Raw genomic sequence first — 16,665 nt, forward strand, 5'->3', positions numbered from 1 at the left:
TCGGCCGGATCGGCCCCGACGTCGGTTCGCCGGCTACGGCTTGTGGAGTCGTCGCGTCAGGCATAAGTTCGATAAATGAGCAGGGCCTTCACCCGCGAGGAAGACAGCGAAAACGCCATCGCCGGCATCGGCGAGCGGCCGATCAGCCATCACCGCAATCTGGTGACGGAACGCGGCCTGGCGCTGATCGATGCGGAGGTGGCCGCTCTGCGCGACGAACTGGGCAGAGCCGAAAAGAGGGCCGACCGCGAGCGGATCGCGCTGGTGTCGCGTGATCTCCGCTATTGGACGGCGCGGCGTGAAAGCGCTGAGCTTTCGGTGCCGGAACCGGGCAGCGACATGGTTCGCTTCGGCATGGGCGTCACCCTGGAAAGCGACGACGGCAAAAAGGTGCACTGGAAGATCGTCGGCGAGGATGAAGCCAATCCGGCCAAGGGGACAATTTCCCATATGTCGCCGATGGCGATGGCGCTGTTCGGCAAGAAGGTCGGCGAAGTTGCCGTGGTCAATGGCAAGGAATGGGAGATCGTCAAGCTCTCCGACAGTTAGTCTTTGAGCTCGACGACATGGTCGCGGAAGAACGCCGCGGCACCGGCCTCGTCGATTTCGCCGGCGGCGACCATCATGACCAGTTGAATAATGTCCGCCTGCTCGGCTTCGATGCTCAAGCCATTGAAATAAAGGAACAGATCGGCCGCCGCGAAAGCAGTACGCTTATTGCCGTCGACGAATGGATGGTTTTTGGCAATACCGAAAAGGTAGCCGGACGCCAACTCACAGAGATCGGGCTCGCCATAGATTTCCCTCTGCTGCGGCCTGTAGAGCGCCGACTCCAGCATTCCTTCGTCGCGGATGCCCGCTGCGCCGCCGTGGAGGCGCAACTGCTCGGCATGAAGCGCCTCCACGAACTCCCTCGAATGATGCTCGGTCATTTTGCGAGCGCGCGGTAAGCAACCTCATACTTTTTCATCCGCTCGCGCGCAATCTTCATCTTGCGCTCGAATTCTTCGGCAGTGTCCTCGGTGCGGCGTAGGCGAAGCTCATCGCCTTCCTGAACGATGACGATGCTGTCGCCCGCCTTCAGATTCATGCGATCGAGAATTTCCTTCGGCAGGATCACGCCTTCGGAATTGCCGATCTTGCGAATGGTCGTGTTCATGGTGAGACATCCTGTTGCAACGCTGATTATAACTCAGCGTGCTTCTCGTTACAACAGACATTATAACAAAGCGTCAGCCCGCCTGCAGCAGCCGGTCCATCAGTCGGTCCGCCGCTTCCGGGATGACCGTGCCGGGCGGGAAGATTTCAGTGGCGCCTGCCTGCCGGACTGCGTCGTAATCCTGCGGCGGGATGACGCCGCCGGCGACGATCAGCATGTCGTCGCGGCCGAGCTTCTTCAGTGCAAGCTTGAGTTCGGGAATGAGCGTCAAATGGCCTGCTGCCAGCGACGAGGCGCCGACGACGTGCACGTCATGCTCGACCGCCAGCTTGGCGATCTCGTCCGGCGTCTGGAACATCGGCCCGACGGTGACGTCGAAGCCGAGGTCGGCAAAGGCGGTGGCGATCACTTTCTGGCCGCGATCATGGCCGTCTTGCCCCATCTTGGCGACCAGAATGCGCGGCCTGCCGCCGGACTTCTCCTCGAACGCTACGATCTTGTCCTGCAGCCGGTCGACCACTGGACTGTGAGCAAGCGCGTTGCGATAGACGCCGGAGATCGTCTGCACCGAGGCGACATGGCGGCCGAAGACTTTTTCCAGTGCCAGCGAAATCTCGCCGACCGTGGCGTTGGCGCGTGCGGCCCGGATGGCGAATTCCAGCAGGTTTCCGTTACTCCCGGCAGCACGGGTAAGCGCATCGAGCGCGCTCTCGACGGCGGCGACGTCACGCGTGCCTTTCAGCCGCTGCAGCTTCGACAATTGCCGCGCCCTGACTTCGGCATTGTCGATCCTCAGCACGTCGACATCGATATCCGTCCCAGGCCGGTGGGCATTGACACCGACCACGATCTGTTCGCCTGAATCGATGCGCGCCTGGGTGCGCGCGGCTGCCTCTTCGATGCGCAGCTTCGGTAGGCCCTTTTCGATCGCCGCGGCCATGCCGCCGAGGTTCTCGACCTCCTCGATATGTGCTAGCGCACGCGCCGCCAGATCATGCGTCAGCCGTTCGAGATAGGCGGAGCCGCCCCACGGGTCGATGATGCGCGTCGTGCCGGACTCCTTCTGCAGGATGAGCTGTGTGTTGCGGGCGATGCGGGCCGAATGGTCGGTCGGCAGCGCCATTGCCTCGTCGAAGGAATTGGTGTGCAGCGACTGCGTGTGGCCTTGAGTGGCGGCCATCGCCTCGATCACGGTGCGGATGATGTTGTTGTAGGGATCCTGCGCCGTCAGCGACCAGCCCGAAGTCTGGCAATGGGTGCGCAGCGACAGCGAGCGCTCGTCCTTAGGCGAAAAGTTCTTCAGCATCAGGCTGGCCCACAAAAGGCGCGCTGCTCTCAGCTTGGCGACTTCCATGAAGAAATTCATGCCGATCGCCCAGAAGAAGGAAAGGCGCGGCGCGAAACGGTCGATGTCGAGGCCGCCCGCGACACCGGCGCGGGCATATTCGATACCGTCGGCAATCGTGTAGGCGAGTTCAAGGTCCGCCGTCGCTCCCGCCTCCTGCATGTGGTAGCCGGAGATCGAGATCGAATTGAACTTCGGCATATGCTTTGAGGTGTAGGAAAAAATGTCCGACACGATCCGCATCGAAGGTTTTGGCGGATAGATGTAGGTGTTGCGCACCATGAACTCTTTCAGGATGTCGTTCTGAATGGTCCCAGTGAGGTCCTTCTGCGCAACGCCCTGTTCCTCCGCCGCCACGATATAGAGCGCCATGATCGGCAGCACCGCGCCGTTCATCGTCATCGATACCGTCATCTCGTTAAGCGGGATGCCGTCGAACAGCTGGCGCATGTCGAGAATGGAATCGATGGCGACGCCGGCCATGCCGACATCGCCGGCGACGCGCGGATGGTCGCTGTCGTAGCCGCGATGCGTGGCGAGATCGAAGGCGACCGACAGGCCTTTCTGGCCGGCGGCAAGGTTGCGCCGGTAGAAGGCGTTGGATTCCTCTGCCGTCGAGAAGCCGGCATACTGCCGGATCGTCCAGGGTTGCTGGACATACATTGTCGGATAGGGGCCGCGCACGAAGGGCGGCAGGCCCGGATAGGTATCGAGATGCGGCAAGCCCTTGAGATCGCCCTGGTTGTAGAGATGCTTGACGGCGATGCCTTCCGGCGTCATCCGCTGGCCTTTGACCTCGACCGGCGCCCGCCGTGGCGGCGACCAGCCGATCTGGCTGAAATCCGGGATCATGGTACGGCTCCGATCGACTGATCGATGCGGATCGGAAACAGCGGCTCGCACACCGCAACGCCTTCGGTGAAGGCAGGCCGCCGCTCCGCCGCCAGCGTCTCGACAGGACGTTCGGTTTTCGACGGGTGCAGCGTCGTGCCGACGATCGCCCGTTCGCCCGCCTGGTAGGCTGCGTTGCGGCGCGCGGAAGCTGCCTGGACGCGTCTCTGGATGTGGCCTTGTTCGAGGCTGGACAGCACGCCGCCTTCCGCCTCGATCTGCTGGAACTCCTGCCAGGCCGCCGCGCAGAGCTCCGCAGTCAGCGCTTCGACAGCGCCCGAACCGCAAGCCGGATCGGCGACGTGGTCGATGTGGCTTTCATTGGCCATGATCAGTTGCGCGTTGCGGGCAACGCGGCGGGCAAAACCCGCGGGCAGGCCGTGCGCGATGGTGTGCGGCAGGATGGCGATCGAATCCGCGCCGCCGGCGGCAGCCGCAAAAGCGGCGATGGTGGTGCGCAGGATGTTGGTTTCCGGGTCGGCCGCCGTCATCATCCGGAAGGAGGTTTCGGCATGGATGCTGGCGGTGGAGGGCGGTATCGAGCAAGCCTCCTGGACACGCGCCCACAGTCTGCGCAACGCCCTGACCTTGGCCATCGACACGAACTGGTCCTGGTCGACGCTCAGCGCAAAGCCGATATGCGGCGCCGCATAGACAAGCGGCTGGCGCGCCTTCTCGAACAGCCTCAGATAGGAGACGGCCGACGCGAGCATGGTGCCAAGCTCCTGCGCCTCGGTGGCGCCGGCGTTGTGGAATACCCGCCCGTCCGCTTCCAGCAGGACACCAGGCACACCCATCGAAAAAAAATGCGCCAGCGACTGCGGCATCGAAGCCTGTAAAGCCTCGATCGACATGCGCAGCCTGCCGGTCCCGGCAAAGATCGCCGCCGGATCGATGCCGAAGGAGAGATTGAGCTTTGCCGGGTCGGAGCGGCGCTTGGTCAAAAACGCCACCAGCCAGTCGGCCACGGCGCGGCTCCAGGGATGGGCGTCGATGCGGATCTGGATGCGGTTGAGCGGCACGCCGTCGAGTACGCCCTCCAGCGCCTCCGCCGTCCTCGGCAAGCCGTAGCCGAAGGCGTTCGGCGCACCTTCGAAGACAAGCGACAGTCCTGTAGCACCCTGCGCGACGTCTTCCAGCGCCTGCGCACTGGCGCGGCCTATGTCCGGATCGTCGATACGCTGGCTGACGATCCACGGTGATTCCGGGTTGGCGCGCACGACAGGCTCGGCGGTTACCGAACGCTCGTAGAGCGGCTCGATGCGGATGGCGTCGTCCGTATGCGAGACGAGCTTTTCCTCGAAGGACCCGCCGGCCAGCGCCTTCTCTGCCAGCGCCAGCCATCGTTGCCGGTCGGCGTTCGGAAGGTCGGCATCCTGGGTCAAGGCACCGGCGCCCATCGGTTCTCCTCGTTCTAGCGGCCGCAGCGGCCGACTATGTCAGTCTACGGTCCCCGGCCCGATATCACAATGCAGCACACATGCCGTACGACACGCCTTCCGTGATGGTGACCGTCAACCGATTGCCAAACATGGGCAGGTTCCGCAAGCTCCAAAAGCCATTTTCGACGACGCCCATTGTCGCTGCGCAATGGCCTCACTATACCTGCGGCGGGGCTCCCTTTTCTTCAAGGGATCAGGGCATTCAACCCTATAGGTTTGCGGAGACCGGACACATGGCCGACAATACCAGTATCTTCATGGGAGCCAGCCGCAAGCCGGACGACAGCTATCAGCGGCCCGAACAGCTTTTGCTGCAATATGGCAATCGTCACGGCCTGGTCACCGGCGCGACCGGCACCGGCAAGACGGTGACCCTGCAGATATTGGCCGAGGGTTTCTCCAATGCCGGCGTGCCGGTATTCTGCGCCGACATCAAGGGCGACCTGTCGGGTATCGCCATGATGGGCACAGCGCAGGATTTCCTGGTGAAGCGGGCTGAGCAGGTCAAGCTCGATCCCTATGAATTCCAGGAATTCCCGGTCATCTTCTGGGATCTGTTCGGCGAGCAGGGCCACCCGATCCGCGCCACCATCTCGGAGATGGGGCCACTGCTTCTGTCGCGGTTGATGAACCTTTCCGAGGCGCAGGAAGGCATCATGAACATCGCCTTCCGCATCGCCGACGAGGAAGGCCTTCTGCTGCTCGACCTGAAGGACCTGCAGTCACTGCTGGCCAATATCGCCGACCGCGCCGAAGAGATCGGCGCCCGCTACGGCAATGTGACGAAACCTTCCGTCGGCGCCATCCAGCGCACGCTGCTGGTTCTGGAACAGCAGGGCGCTGCCAATTTCTTCGGCGAGCCGGCATTGCGGATCGCCGATATCATGCGCACCACGCGCGATGGACGCGGCGCCATCAGCGTGCTCGCCGCCGACAAGCTGATGATGAATCCGCGGCTCTATGCGACGTTCCTTCTGTGGCTGATGTCGGAACTGTTCGAGGAACTGCCCGAGGTCGGCGACCCGGACAAGCCGAAGCTGGTCTTCTTCTTCGACGAGGCGCACCTTCTGTTCGACGACGCGCCGAAGGTGCTGGTCGACCGCGTCGAACAGGTGGTCCGGCTGATCCGTTCGAAGGGCGTCGGCGTTTATTTTGTCACGCAAAATCCGCTGGATATCCCTGAAACGGTGCTGGCCCAGTTGGGCAACCGCGTGCAGCACGCACTTCGTGCCTATACGCCGCGCGAACAGAAGGCCGTCAAGACGGCGGCCGAGACGTTCAGACCCAATCCCGATTTCGACTGCGCGACCGTGATCACCCAGCTCGGCACCGGCGAGGCGCTGGTCTCGACGCTGGAAGCCAAGGGCGTGCCGTCCATGGTGCAGCGGACGCTGATCCGCCCGCCGTCCTCGCGCCTTGGCCCGATCACACCCGAAGAGCGCCGCAAGCTGATCACTGAGAGCCCGGTTGCGGGACAATACGATCAGACCATCGACCGCGAATCGGCCTTCGAGATGCTGCAGAAAAAGGCCAAGGACGCCCAGGAGGCGCAAGCCCAGCAGCAGGAGGGCGGCCGTTCGCGCTGGACCATTCCCGGCTTCGGCAATGACGATCCTCAGCCAGCTGGCGGCCGCCGCGCGCCGCGCCCCTCCAACCGCCAGACGGTGGCGGAGGCGGCGATCAAATCCGTGGTGCGCTCGGTCGGCTCGTCGGTCGGACGGGCGATCGTGCGGGGTATTCTGGGGAGTTTGGCCAGGGGGCGGTGAGGCAGGGCGAAGGTCAGCTTCGCGCGATGAGCTACCGTCGCGATGCTTGTTAGACCGAAATCGCGGCCGACAGCGACTGGCAGCTTCGAGGCACCGATTGACATAGGCGGACCCTCAGGCCCTCGCGAGCAGCGACCTGATCTGACCCCTAGCGGACGACGTTCGGCCAAACGTTCTTACAAGTAGAGCGAACGACGTTCTAAATGCGATCGCGCCATTTGGTCGCGAAATTGAGGTCTCGAATGAGCAAGAAACTGTCGCCCCACGTGACGTGCATTTGATTACAGACATCAGGAATCCTGCGGTTTGCATGTTGGGCTGCCGGCTTTGATACTTCGGTCGTAATAACTGTCCGGACATCCGGGGCAAACATGGCATACGATATTAGGAAGGGGTCACGTCCAATCTTGATGATTTCGGCGTCTGTAAGATCATTTCCATAACCATTCGCCAGGACGTTCCGAACTCGTCCAACATCGGCTTCTTCTTCGAAGCAAAGCGCATTCCTATTGTCTTTGTCACCAAGCCATTGAGCCAGGTCATCGGTTCCTCCAACGATCTCCTCGAGGATTTCGAGGGGAATCTTGACCGCACCGCGTTCAGCCCAGTGCAATAACCACTCCCAGAACTCGGGCACGCGATCGAATGCGTAGTATGAATTCATGGCGGTGATTAGGACGTTCGCATCGAGGAGATAAATCGTTGCCCCCTCAGGCTGCGCGGCCAGAGGCGTCGACACCCGACGCCCCCGTCAAAGCGTAAACGTTGGTCGGCTTAACTCCCAAGATTCTGCCTGCCATAGATGGCGAGAGAGCGCCCTCCGCAAGCATCCGTCCGGAAAGGGTCACCAGCCGATTACCCAGCCTGTGCCGACGAACGACGTAGTAGTCGGGTCCGTTTTCGTTCTCCTTATTTCGCTCTCGCGCCGCCGCTCGGCTTTGAAGCCAAAAGCGACGAAGGATGCCACTGATCTCGGCCCACACCTCACGCGAAATAAATCCCTCGCGAAACAACTTATAATTAACTGCAGAATGGCTCACGCGCCAAGCGTCAGCGAGTTGCCTTATTCTCGCGATGACTTGTTCGGTTGGTGCGCCTCGTAGAGCGTCTTCACGTGCAGATTCGCCTTCAGGCATCAGGATTTGCCCAGCAACGTCGTTGCAAAACACCTCTATCGCGGAGGAAGGATTTGCCCCGCTGATTCCCGTGCGGCCGATCCAGATATGCGCCAGTTCGTGGAGCAGAGTAAAAGCCCATGCTGCTTCGCTGTCCTGATCGTTGATGACGACGACAGGAGCGACAGGGTCCGCCAAGGCAACTCCGCGAAAAAGCTCGACATCAAGGGTGCTATGGTGACTCCCAAGATTCCCAATCAGGAGCACGAAGACACCGACTTGTTCGGCGAGGTCCCTCAGGTAGGCGAAGGCATCATTTCGGCCACCGCGCCTGAATTGAGCGAGGTTGAAACTGAGAGTGCCCTCAATTTCTTTTGCGAGTGCCTTGGTGCCACCATTGATATCGAAGCCACCAACAAAAGGCAGCTTTCTTGCCTCGTCTTCAACTTCGAGAAGCGAGCGGACCATCTCCTGCCTTGCCCGGACTTCGCGCAACAAAGCATCAACCAAGGCCTCGTCCCGCCGAGCATAGTCTACTGGCAAGGTGCGGAAATCTTCGCCACGCTCGGCCCGCTTTGGCGGCGCGGGCAGATAAAACGCAAGTAATGGGCGCCGGTAGTTTTTTGCCATCTTCAGGAGCAATGGCCTGGACGGTTCGCCATCGCCATTTTCCAACGCCGCAAGACGATCCGCACCGGCGACAGAACGCGTGTCCTTGAGGCCCAGCCTTTTCGCTGCGCGTTCAAGGTCAAGCCCAGCCGTTTCGCGGGCCCACTTCAGCACGTCGGGATTGACGCTTGGCATTCCTCACCTTTGTTGGGCCGGTCATATTTGCTCGCGCCATCATACAACCCGTAAGCGAACGCTTCGTTGCGAGGTGGACATATATTTAGGAACAGGTCAACGGCTTCGCCCAACGTCTATCGACACGACGATTGTCGATAGCAATCCCGCGTCGGTCAAATGCCCGCTCCGCAATCATGAGGTCCAGCGCGGTCGCCGAAGTCGTCAACTTCTGGGCAACGGGAAGACTGGCCTTTACGACCGACATGCGGCGCAGATCTGCCGTTGGCACGCCGACTGCGGAAGTCACGTCCGGGTCATAAATTGCCACATAACGCAAAAAGTCTTGGGCCAGGGGTGCTATCTGACCGGAAGCCAGCCAGAGCGGCGAAAGCCCGCCGCCCCTGCGCTTTCGACCAGCTCAGAAGATCGAATTTGTGATCGATTTTATCGGGCCGAGCAGGATCGATCCTTCCGGCACGCCGGCGTCGATCGGAATGGCTTTGCGGTTTGCTGTCGCCACCATCGGCTGGCCGATATCGGCCGTCACCACGACCGGGGTCTTGTTCGGCACACGATCGTAGAGATCGATAATGTCCTGGTTCATCAGGCGAACACAGCCGGACGACACCGACTTGCCGATCGACCTCCATTCCGGCGAACCATGCAAGCGGTAGAGCGTGTCCTGGTTGCCCTGGAAGAGATAGAGCGCCCGCGCGCCTAGCGGGTTCTTGAGCCCCCCCGGCATGCCGCCATTATCGGCGCTGTACGGCTTCAACTCCGGCTGCCGCGCTATCATTTCGTCTGGCGGCGTCCATTTCGGCCATTTCTGCTTCCATTGGACCACGGCATCGCCCGACCATTCGAAGCCGGCGCGGCCGAGCCCAACGCCATAGCGGATCGCCTGGCCGCCCGGGCGCACCAGATAGAGGAAGTGATTGGTCGTGTCGACGACGATGGTGCCCGGCTGCTGGCCGGTCGGATCGTCAACGATCTGGCGCAGGAACTGCGGGTCGATCTTGTCGACCGGTATGGCCGGCAGCTCGAAGCCGCCATCCGACATCGGCCCATACATCGTCAGATAGTCGCCGAGCGCCGGCTCGACATAGGTCGGCGGCGGTGGCTCGGCCGGCTGTTGCGACAGCGTAGTGCAACTGGAGACCGCGACCGAGGCGGCGCCAAGGGCTGCGGCGTTGAGGAAACCGCGACGGCTCAGGCGCAGAGAGGACGATGGGGGTGTGAACATGATTGCCTTTTTTAAGTCTCAAATCGCAACAAAGCATAAATGCGTCCGGTTGCGCGCAGGTGCTCGAGCAATGCCCGGCGCGATAGGCGGTTCCAATTCTGGCCGCAGGGTGGACAAACAAAGGCAAAGCTGTGACTGGATCGTCACTGTTGCGCCGAGGCAACATGTCCGGCATCAAACCCCGGAGATCAGACCTTCGAGTGACGGCAGGATCAGGGCCGGTGGAAAATCCCGGTATTCCTCTGGCTGGTTCGTGCGGTTGATCCACACCGTCCGGAAGCCGAATTTGGTGGCGCCGGCGACGTCCCAGCGGTTGGAGGACTGGAAAGAGACAGCGCCTGGATAGAGGCGCCAGCCCGTGGTGACCATATCGTAGACCGACGGATCGGTCTTGAAGCGCCTGACGCTGTCGACGGAAAAGACGTCGTCCAGGACCTGGTCGAGCGCGGCGGACTTGACGGCCGCCTCCAGCATTTCAGGCGAACCGTTGGATAGGATCGCCAGCCTTGCTCCCGATGCCTTGAGCGCTTTGAGCACGGCCGGCACCTCCGGATAGCAGTCCAGCCGCCAATAGGCTTCGAGCAGCTTCGCCTTCAGCCCGGCATCCGCGGATGGAACCTTGCGCAGGGCGAAATCGAGAGCCTGCTCGGTGAGCTGCCAAAAATCGGCATAGGCTCCCATCAGCGTCCTGACCCAGGAATATTCCAGCTGCTTGGCGCGCCATATCTCGGACAGTAACTGGCCGTCCGGCCCGATCTGGTCGGCGTGACGGCGCACGGCCGCGTGCACGTCGAACAGGGTGCCATAGGCATCGAAAACGTAAGCCGCATGGTGCATGCAACAGTTTTGAGGCTGCGCAAGGCAAGGCGCAAGCGCTGATTGCAGTCCGCCAGCCCGCTGGCCTCAACAAATCTCAGCCAAGCCGGTTGACGGCGGCCGCCAAAGCATCTTCCAATGCGCCGCAACAAGCATCGAACGGAACCTGGCAATGACACTGGCGACTGCGGCGCAATCCGCGACATGGACCTTCGTCGACGGCGACTGGTACGAGGGCAACGTTGCCATCCTAGGGCCGCGCAGCCACGCCATGTGGCTCGGCACCAGCGTATTCGACGGCGCCCGCTGGTTCGAGGGCGTCGCCCCCGATCTCGATCGCCATGCAGCAAGGGTGAACGCCTCGGCGATCGCGCTCGGCCTGAAGCCGACGATGAGCACCGACAAGATCGTCGGCCTGACCTGGGATGGGCTGAAGAAGTTCGACGGCAAGACGGCGGTCTACATCAGGCCAATGTATTGGGCCGAGCATGGCGGCTATATGGGCGTGCCGGCCGACCCGGCCTCGACGCGTTTCTGCCTTTGCCTCTACGAATCGCCGATGATCTCGCCGGCGGGGTTTTCGGTGACGGTGTCGCCGTTCCGGCGCCCGACCATCGAAACCATGCCGACCAACGCCAAGGCCGGCTGCCTTTATCCCAACAACGGCCGGGCCATCCTCGAAGCCAAGATGCGCGGCTTCGACAATGCGCTCGTGCTCGATATGCTGGGCAATGTCGCCGAGACCGGCACCTCGAATATTTTCCTGGTCAAGGACGGCCATGTCCTGACGCCGGCGCCGAACGGCACCTTCCTGTCCGGCATTACCCGCGCGCGCACCATGGCCCTGCTTGGCGAATATGGGTTCACGACGACGGAAAAGACGCTGTCGATCCGCGATTTCCTGGAGGCGGACGAAATCTTCTCGACCGGAAACCACTCGAAAGTGGTGCCGGTCACCCGTATCGAGGATCGCAATCTGCAGCCCGGACCGGTGGCCAAGAAGGCGCGCGAACTCTATTGGGAATGGGCGCATTCGACTTCGCCCGGCTGACCCGCTAAAAAGCGGCCGACGCTTCGTTTCCGGAGTTGTTCCAGACCAATCCAGTCCTATGTTAGTCCGGTATCGACACCGGATTTTTTCACGAGGGAGTACGACCGATGGCTTTTGAATTGCCCGCTTTGCCCTATGACTACGAGGCCTTGCAGCCTTACATGTCCAAGGAAACGCTGGAATATCACCACGACAAGCACCACAAGGCCTATGTCGACAACGGCAACAAGCTGGCCGCCGAAGCGGGCATGGGCGATTTGTCGGTCGAAGAGGCAGTCAAACAGTCCTTCGGCAAGAATGCGGGCCTCTTCAACAATGCCGCCCAGCACTACAATCACATCCATTTCTGGAAATGGATGAAGAAGGGCGGCGGCGGCAACAAGCTGCCGGGCGCCTTGCAAAAGGCGATCGACAGCGATCTTGGCGGCTACGACAAGTTCAAGGCCGACTTCATCGCCGCCGGCACCACCCAGTTCGGTTCGGGCTGGGCCTGGGTCTCGGTCAAGGACGGCAAGCTGGCGATCTCGAAGACGCCGAATGGCGAGAACCCGCTCGTCCATGGCGCGACGCCGATCCTCGGCGTCGATGTCTGGGAACATTCCTACTACATTGATTATCGCAACGCCCGGCCGAAATATCTCGAAGCCTTCGTCGACAGTCTCATCAACTGGGACTATGTGCTCGAACTCTACGAAAAGGCCTGATCCGTTCCAGAAAGCCCCGGCAGAACCGGGGCTTTTCTTTTTCAGCATCAGAACGACAGCTGCAAAAATTTCACGCAAGCGTGAGGCGAAGCGTCGGAATTTTTTAGCCATCCTTGCCGTTTGTCATCGGGGTGGGACCGCATCCTGAATTGCCTTCAACATGGAGCCAAGTGAATGAGAAAGCTTATCCTCGCCATCTCGATGCTCGCCTTCGCCGGTTCGGCGGCATTTGCCGACCCGGTCGCTGACCGGCAGGCCCTGATGAAGGAACGTGGCAAGATCGCCGCCGGCTTGTCGAAAGTGGTCAAGGGCGAGACGCCCTACGACGCAGCTTCGGTGCTGACGGCGTTGCAGGCACTGCAGGCCAATGCCGAGAGATTCCATGCCGGCGTCGACACGCTTTTCCCGGCCGGCAGCAACACCGGCGACACCACGGCGTCCCCAAAAATCTGGCAGGACATGGCCGGTTTCAAGACGGCTGAAGGCAAGTACCTCGCCGACGTCAAGGCGGCGGTCGCCGCAGCACCGGCGGATGCCGAGGCGTTGAAGGCACAGTTCAACACCATCGGCGGCGACTGCGGCACCTGCCATAAGGGCTACAGGGTGAAAAAAGGCTAATCCCGGCCGATGCCCTTGCTGAAGGAGCTCGTCGGCGCCGCCCTCGTTCTGGGCGGCGTCGCCGCGATTGCCGGCTGGTTCCTGTCGGCTCCGGTCAGGCTCGATGCCGCAACGCTGGCTGAGCTTGGTCCTGGCGACGCCACCAGGGGCAAGCGCATCTTCTACGCCGGCGGCTGCACATCATGTCATGCCAAGCCCGCCTCGCAAGGTGACGCCCGCCTTCAGCTGGTCGGCGGCCTTGAACTCAAGACGCCATTCGGCACCTTCGTTCCGCCGAACATCTCGCAAGATACCAGGGATGGCATCGGCGCCTGGTCGGTCGAGGACTTTGCCAACGCCATGCTGAAGGGCGTGTCACCGTCGGGCGAGCATCTCTATCCGGCATTTCCCTATACTTCCTACGCGCGCATGAAGCCGGCCGACATTGCCGATCTCTATGCATTCCTGAAGACGTTACCCGCGGTCGCCGGCAAGGCGCCCGCCAATTCGCTGGGATTTCCGTTCAATGTCCGACGCGGTCTTGGCTTGTGGAAGCTGCTCTATCTGAGCGACCAGCCGGTCGTTTCCTTTCCCGACGGCACATCGGATCCGGTGTTGACAGGCCGCTACCTAGTCGAAGGCCCCGGCCATTGCGGCGAATGCCACACGCCGCGGGACCTTACCGGCGGCACCAGGAAGAGCCAATGGCTGGCAGGTGCCGCCGCCGCCGAAGGCAGCGGCATCGTGCCGAACGTCACGTCGGGCGAGGGCGGCATCGCCGACTGGTCCGAAGCCGACATCGCCAACTATCTCGAAACCGGCTTCACGCCGGACTTCGATACGGTCGGCGGCGCAATGGTCGATGTGCAACGGAACATGGCCGTGCTGACCCCGGAGGACCGCTCGGCGATCGCCGCCTATCTGAAAGCCGTGCCGCCGCATCCCAACGGCTATCCGGCTCGCAAGAAGCCGTCGAGCTGATCCGGGAACCCTGGGCTTCACTAGATTAGTTGACTTGAATACTCAAGTATCATACGCGCTTCGGCTGGTTTTCTTGTAATCCGAAGCTTGCTCATGCCCTCCATCGACCTTGTGCCCGAAATCGCCCGTGGCGAGAGTCGCACGGCCCTTCTGTTTGCCGACGGGCGAGCGCTCTCTTATGCGGAACTCAACAGCCGTACGCTGCGCTTCGCCACGCAGCTGGGACAAGGAGAAAAGCTGCTCGTTGCCATCTCGGCGGAAGCCTCGGAGCATGTGGTTGTCGCTTATCTCGGGGCCCTGCGGGCGGGCCACGCGGTGGCCATGATGCCGCCTTGCGACGAGAGGCTGTGGAATGATTTTCTAGCGGCCTTCCAGCCGGATTTCACTTTCCGGCCAGCCGATGGCCGCTGGCGTCTCTTCAAAGAGACTCGTCCCGGGAGGGACGCGCAGCCGTTGCACCCCGATCTCGCGCTGCTGCTTATGACATCCGGTAGCTCGGGCGCTGCCAAGGCGGTACGGCTTTCCTACGGCAATCTCGAAGCCAATGCGCGCTCGATCGCAGCTTATCTCGAACTATCGTCCGCCGACCGGGCCGCTTTGGTCCTGCCACTCCATTATTCCTATGGGCTGTCGGTCCTCAATTCCCATCTGATTACCGGCGGCAGCGTGCTCTTTCCTGGCGTGTCGGTCATGAACGGCGATTTCCTCGGGATAATCGGCGACGCCGGCTGCACAAATTTTTCAGGCGTACCGTACTCCTACGAACTCCTGGAGAGAGCGCGCTTCCGCGCCGCCGAGCTCAAGGCGCTGCGCATGATGACAGTGGCGGGCGGACAGCTCAAATCCGACCTTGTCCGCCTCTACCGAGACCACATGCACGCCAAGGGCGGCCGCTTCTTCGTCATGTATGGCCAGACCGAGGCGACGGCGCGCATTGCTTTCGTCCCGCCGGAAAGCCTTTCCGACAGCGAGGAGCGGATCGGCATAGCCATTCCCGGAGGCAGCCTTGGCCTTGTCGACGCCGAAGGAAAGCCGATTAGCCAATCGGGCACTCCTGGAGAACTTGTCTACCGCGGCCCAAACGTGATGATGGGGTATGGCGATCGGCGCTGTGACCTCGCGCGCGGCGCCGAACTCGAGGCACTGAATACTGGCGATATTGCCATGCGGGACGAACAGGGTTTCTTCCGCATCGTCGGGCGCAAGAGCCGCTTCGCCAAGGTTGCAGGCCTCAGGATCGGCCTCGACATCATGGAGCAGGCGCTGGGGCGGGCGGGCATCGCTGCCGCGGTCCTCGGTGACGATGATGGGCTGCAGGCCTATGTGATCGACGCAGACACGACCGGAAGGGCGCAGTGCATCCTCGCCGAGGCCAGTCGTCTCCCGGCCAACCTGGTTTGCGTTGCTGCGCGCGAGAACTTTCCCAGGGTTGCTTCGGGCAAGATTGACTATGCATGTCTTGAGCAGGAGAGGCTGAAAAGGCGGACGGAGGTCCGCTCAGAGACGGGCAGTGTGCTTGGTGCTTATAGCCGCGTATTCTATCCACTCACCGTTGGCTGCAACGACAGTTTCGTCACGCTCGGCGGGGATTCCCTCCGCTTCCTGCAGTTGATCATGGAACTCGAACGCCTTGATGTTCACCTGCCGGACGGCTGGGAACACCTGAGCATCGCCGAACTTGGCAACCGCATCGGGAGATGGCCCTTCAAGCGCAAAGAGGCAAGCGGATTGCCGACCGAGTTGGTGCTAAGGGTGATGGCAATCCTGCTGGTGGTGGTACATCACGAGACGCTGTGGCCTATTCCCGGCGGCTCCGGCGTTATGATGCTGCTCGCCGGCTTCAGCCTGGCCCGCTTCCAGTCAACCCATTTCCTAACCGGTCGATTCCGGCACGCGCTAAGGCCTGCGATCGACGTCCTGATCCCCTATTTCCTCATTGTCGCGGCCTATGCAGTCGCCTGGCAGGCGGTTCCTTGGGCCTCGATGACGCTTACAGGTAATTTCGGCTATGCCGAGCCGGAGCGCCACGAGATGATTCCCTATCTTTACTGGTTCATCGAGGCCTATGCGCAGACCCTTCTCGTCTTCTCCCTCATCTTCGCCGTGCCGGCCGCGCGCAGGTTGGCGCAGGTGCGACCCTTCGCCTTCTCGCTCGGCCTGCTGGCGCTTGCCGTCGCTGCGCGTTTTTCCATCCCCCCGTTCGTCGACATCGGCAACCACCAGATCTTTACGATCTACTGGGTCTTCCACCTCGCCGTCTTCGGTTGGTGTGCCGGTTTTGCCGACAATCCGGCAAGAAAGCTCATTTTGACGGCGTTCGCCGCGGCAGTGCTAGGCTATCTCGCTCTCTGGGAGACAGTTTGGCTCGGCACAACGGTCAAGTATCTAACCATTTTCGCGGCGCTTCTGGCTGTTCTTTACGTGCCGCGTGTTCGCTTGCCGGGCGGGGTGGGCCGTGTGGTGACGCTGATTGCTGTCTCTGCCTTTCCTATTTATCTGTCGCACCGCTTCGTCCCGGAGGCGTTGCTGGCGCCCGTGGCAAGCACGCTACCCGCTCCGTTCTTTCATCTGCTGGCGATTACGGGCGGCATTGGCATCGGTATCGTCGCCGGCAAGGCCTGGGCAAGTCTTCGTAACCTGCTCAGCAGATCTGCGATGGGACGCCAGCCGGAATTGCACTCGGTCTAGAGCGGTTCCCCCTTTGACGGAATCAAAGGGGATTCCAGATTTATCTGTTTTGTGATTCAAGATGCTGGCTGGAGTGGAGGC

The 16,665-nt window shown here is 61.6% G+C and carries 15 protein-coding genes; 7 read left to right on the forward strand and 8 right to left on the reverse strand.

The features are described 5' to 3' along the window. Positions 1-75: 75 nt before the first annotated feature. Entirely contained in the window at positions 76-549 is a 474-nt protein-coding gene (locus NKI95_RS29555; protein WP_352566519.1) for a GreA/GreB family elongation factor, read from the forward strand. Here the strand turns inward: NKI95_RS29555 and NKI95_RS29560 are convergent. The 4 genes from NKI95_RS29560 to NKI95_RS29575 all read right to left on the reverse strand — a co-directional run bounded on the left by NKI95_RS29560 (position 546) and on the right by NKI95_RS29575 (position 4,795). Next, entirely contained in the window at positions 546-932 is a 387-nt protein-coding gene (locus tag NKI95_RS29560) for a type II toxin-antitoxin system death-on-curing family toxin (protein WP_352721244.1), read from the reverse strand. The two genes, NKI95_RS29555 and NKI95_RS29560, sit on opposite strands and share 4 nt — an antisense overlap. Next, positions 929-1,159, reverse strand: coding sequence for an AbrB/MazE/SpoVT family DNA-binding domain-containing protein (locus NKI95_RS29565; protein WP_352501761.1), 231 nt, complete (start codon positions 1,157-1,159; stop codon positions 929-931). Before NKI95_RS29565 ends, NKI95_RS29560 begins: the two co-directional genes overlap by 4 nt. 73 nt (positions 1,160-1,232) lie before the next feature. Continuing rightward, a complete protein-coding gene (gene scpA, locus NKI95_RS29570) occupies positions 1,233-3,356 on the reverse strand; it encodes a methylmalonyl-CoA mutase (RefSeq protein ID WP_352721246.1) in 2,124 nt (707 codons plus the stop codon). After that, positions 3,353-4,795, reverse strand: a complete 1,443-nt coding sequence (locus NKI95_RS29575; RefSeq protein ID WP_352721248.1) for a methylmalonyl-CoA mutase subunit beta — start codon at positions 4,793-4,795, stop codon at positions 3,353-3,355. Before NKI95_RS29575 ends, scpA begins: the two co-directional genes overlap by 4 nt. A 275-nt stretch (positions 4,796-5,070) precedes the next feature. Between NKI95_RS29575 and NKI95_RS29580 the strand changes: the two genes are divergently transcribed. Then, positions 5,071-6,603, forward strand: a complete 1,533-nt coding sequence (locus NKI95_RS29580) for a helicase HerA-like C-terminal domain-containing protein (RefSeq protein WP_352721250.1) — start codon at positions 5,071-5,073, stop codon at positions 6,601-6,603. Positions 6,604-6,802: 199 nt separating this feature from the next. Here NKI95_RS29580 and NKI95_RS29585 read toward each other — a convergent pair whose 3' ends face one another. The 4 genes from NKI95_RS29585 to NKI95_RS29600 all read right to left on the reverse strand — a co-directional run bounded on the left by NKI95_RS29585 (position 6,803) and on the right by NKI95_RS29600 (position 10,584). After that, on the reverse strand, positions 6,803-7,342 hold the full coding sequence (locus NKI95_RS29585) for a DUF4411 family protein (RefSeq protein ID WP_352721252.1): 540 nt from the start codon (positions 7,340-7,342) through the stop codon (positions 6,803-6,805). Then, entirely contained in the window at positions 7,314-8,522 is a 1,209-nt protein-coding gene (locus NKI95_RS29590; protein ID WP_352721254.1) for an ImmA/IrrE family metallo-endopeptidase, read from the reverse strand. Before NKI95_RS29590 ends, NKI95_RS29585 begins: the two co-directional genes overlap by 29 nt. A 400-nt stretch (positions 8,523-8,922) precedes the next feature. Then, positions 8,923-9,747, reverse strand: coding sequence for a L,D-transpeptidase (locus NKI95_RS29595; protein ID WP_352721255.1), 825 nt, complete (start codon positions 9,745-9,747; stop codon positions 8,923-8,925). 174 nt (positions 9,748-9,921) lie between these two features. After that, positions 9,922-10,584 (reverse strand): haloacid dehalogenase type II, encoded by a 663-nt coding sequence (locus NKI95_RS29600; RefSeq protein WP_292658470.1) that lies wholly within the window; start codon positions 10,582-10,584, stop codon positions 9,922-9,924. Between the two features lie 151 nt (positions 10,585-10,735). Here NKI95_RS29600 and NKI95_RS29605 point away from each other — a divergent pair, with 151 nt between their 5' ends. The 5 genes from NKI95_RS29605 to NKI95_RS29625 all read left to right on the forward strand — a co-directional run bounded on the left by NKI95_RS29605 (position 10,736) and on the right by NKI95_RS29625 (position 16,584). Further along, complete coding sequence (locus NKI95_RS29605) at positions 10,736-11,614, forward strand: branched-chain amino acid aminotransferase (RefSeq protein ID WP_292658468.1); 879 nt, start codon at positions 10,736-10,738, stop codon at positions 11,612-11,614. Between the two features lie 107 nt (positions 11,615-11,721). Further along, the gene (locus NKI95_RS29610) at positions 11,722-12,318 is read left to right on the forward strand and encodes a superoxide dismutase (RefSeq protein WP_292658465.1); all 597 of its coding nucleotides are present in this window, start codon (positions 11,722-11,724) and stop codon (positions 12,316-12,318) included. Positions 12,319-12,492: 174 nt separating this feature from the next. Further along, positions 12,493-12,936 carry a c-type cytochrome gene (locus NKI95_RS29615; protein ID WP_352721258.1) on the forward strand — a complete coding sequence of 148 codons (444 nt, stop codon included), beginning with the start codon at positions 12,493-12,495 and terminating at the stop codon, positions 12,934-12,936. 9 nt (positions 12,937-12,945) lie between these two features. Then, positions 12,946-13,896 carry a cytochrome c gene (locus tag NKI95_RS29620; RefSeq protein ID WP_352721260.1) on the forward strand — a complete coding sequence of 317 codons (951 nt, stop codon included), beginning with the start codon at positions 12,946-12,948 and terminating at the stop codon, positions 13,894-13,896. Between the two features lie 93 nt (positions 13,897-13,989). Further along, on the forward strand, positions 13,990-16,584 hold the full coding sequence (locus NKI95_RS29625; RefSeq protein ID WP_352721262.1) for an AMP-binding protein: 2,595 nt from the start codon (positions 13,990-13,992) through the stop codon (positions 16,582-16,584). Positions 16,585-16,665 lie beyond the last annotated feature (81 nt).

Source organism: Mesorhizobium sp. M0306 (assembly GCF_040321655.1).
GTDB lineage: Bacteria > Pseudomonadota > Alphaproteobacteria > Rhizobiales > Rhizobiaceae > Mesorhizobium.

Excerpts from the sequence above, each read along its gene's own strand:
- NKI95_RS29555 (WP_352566519.1), top strand. The coding sequence starts at position 76 with ATGAGCAGGGCCTTCACCCGCGAGGAAGACAGCGAAAACGCCATCGCC.
- NKI95_RS29560 (WP_352721244.1), bottom strand. The coding sequence starts at position 932 with ATGACCGAGCATCATTCGAGGGAGTTCGTGGAGGCGCTTCATGCCGAG.
- NKI95_RS29565 (WP_352501761.1), bottom strand. The coding sequence starts at position 1,159 with ATGAACACGACCATTCGCAAGATCGGCAATTCCGAAGGCGTGATCCTG.
- scpA (WP_352721246.1), bottom strand. The coding sequence starts at position 3,356 with ATGATCCCGGATTTCAGCCAGATCGGCTGGTCGCCGCCACGGCGGGCG.
- NKI95_RS29575 (WP_352721248.1), bottom strand. The coding sequence starts at position 4,795 with ATGGGCGCCGGTGCCTTGACCCAGGATGCCGACCTTCCGAACGCCGAC.
- NKI95_RS29580 (WP_352721250.1), top strand. The coding sequence starts at position 5,071 with ATGGCCGACAATACCAGTATCTTCATGGGAGCCAGCCGCAAGCCGGAC.
- NKI95_RS29590 (WP_352721254.1), bottom strand. The coding sequence starts at position 8,522 with ATGCCAAGCGTCAATCCCGACGTGCTGAAGTGGGCCCGCGAAACGGCT.
- NKI95_RS29595 (WP_352721255.1), bottom strand. The coding sequence starts at position 9,747 with ATGTTCACACCCCCATCGTCCTCTCTGCGCCTGAGCCGTCGCGGTTTC.
- NKI95_RS29600 (WP_292658470.1), bottom strand. The coding sequence starts at position 10,584 with ATGCACCATGCGGCTTACGTTTTCGATGCCTATGGCACCCTGTTCGAC.
- NKI95_RS29605 (WP_292658468.1), top strand. The coding sequence starts at position 10,736 with ATGACACTGGCGACTGCGGCGCAATCCGCGACATGGACCTTCGTCGAC.
- NKI95_RS29610 (WP_292658465.1), top strand. The coding sequence starts at position 11,722 with ATGGCTTTTGAATTGCCCGCTTTGCCCTATGACTACGAGGCCTTGCAG.
- NKI95_RS29615 (WP_352721258.1), top strand. The coding sequence starts at position 12,493 with ATGAGAAAGCTTATCCTCGCCATCTCGATGCTCGCCTTCGCCGGTTCG.
- NKI95_RS29620 (WP_352721260.1), top strand. The coding sequence starts at position 12,946 with ATGCCCTTGCTGAAGGAGCTCGTCGGCGCCGCCCTCGTTCTGGGCGGC.
- NKI95_RS29625 (WP_352721262.1), top strand. The coding sequence starts at position 13,990 with ATGCCCTCCATCGACCTTGTGCCCGAAATCGCCCGTGGCGAGAGTCGC.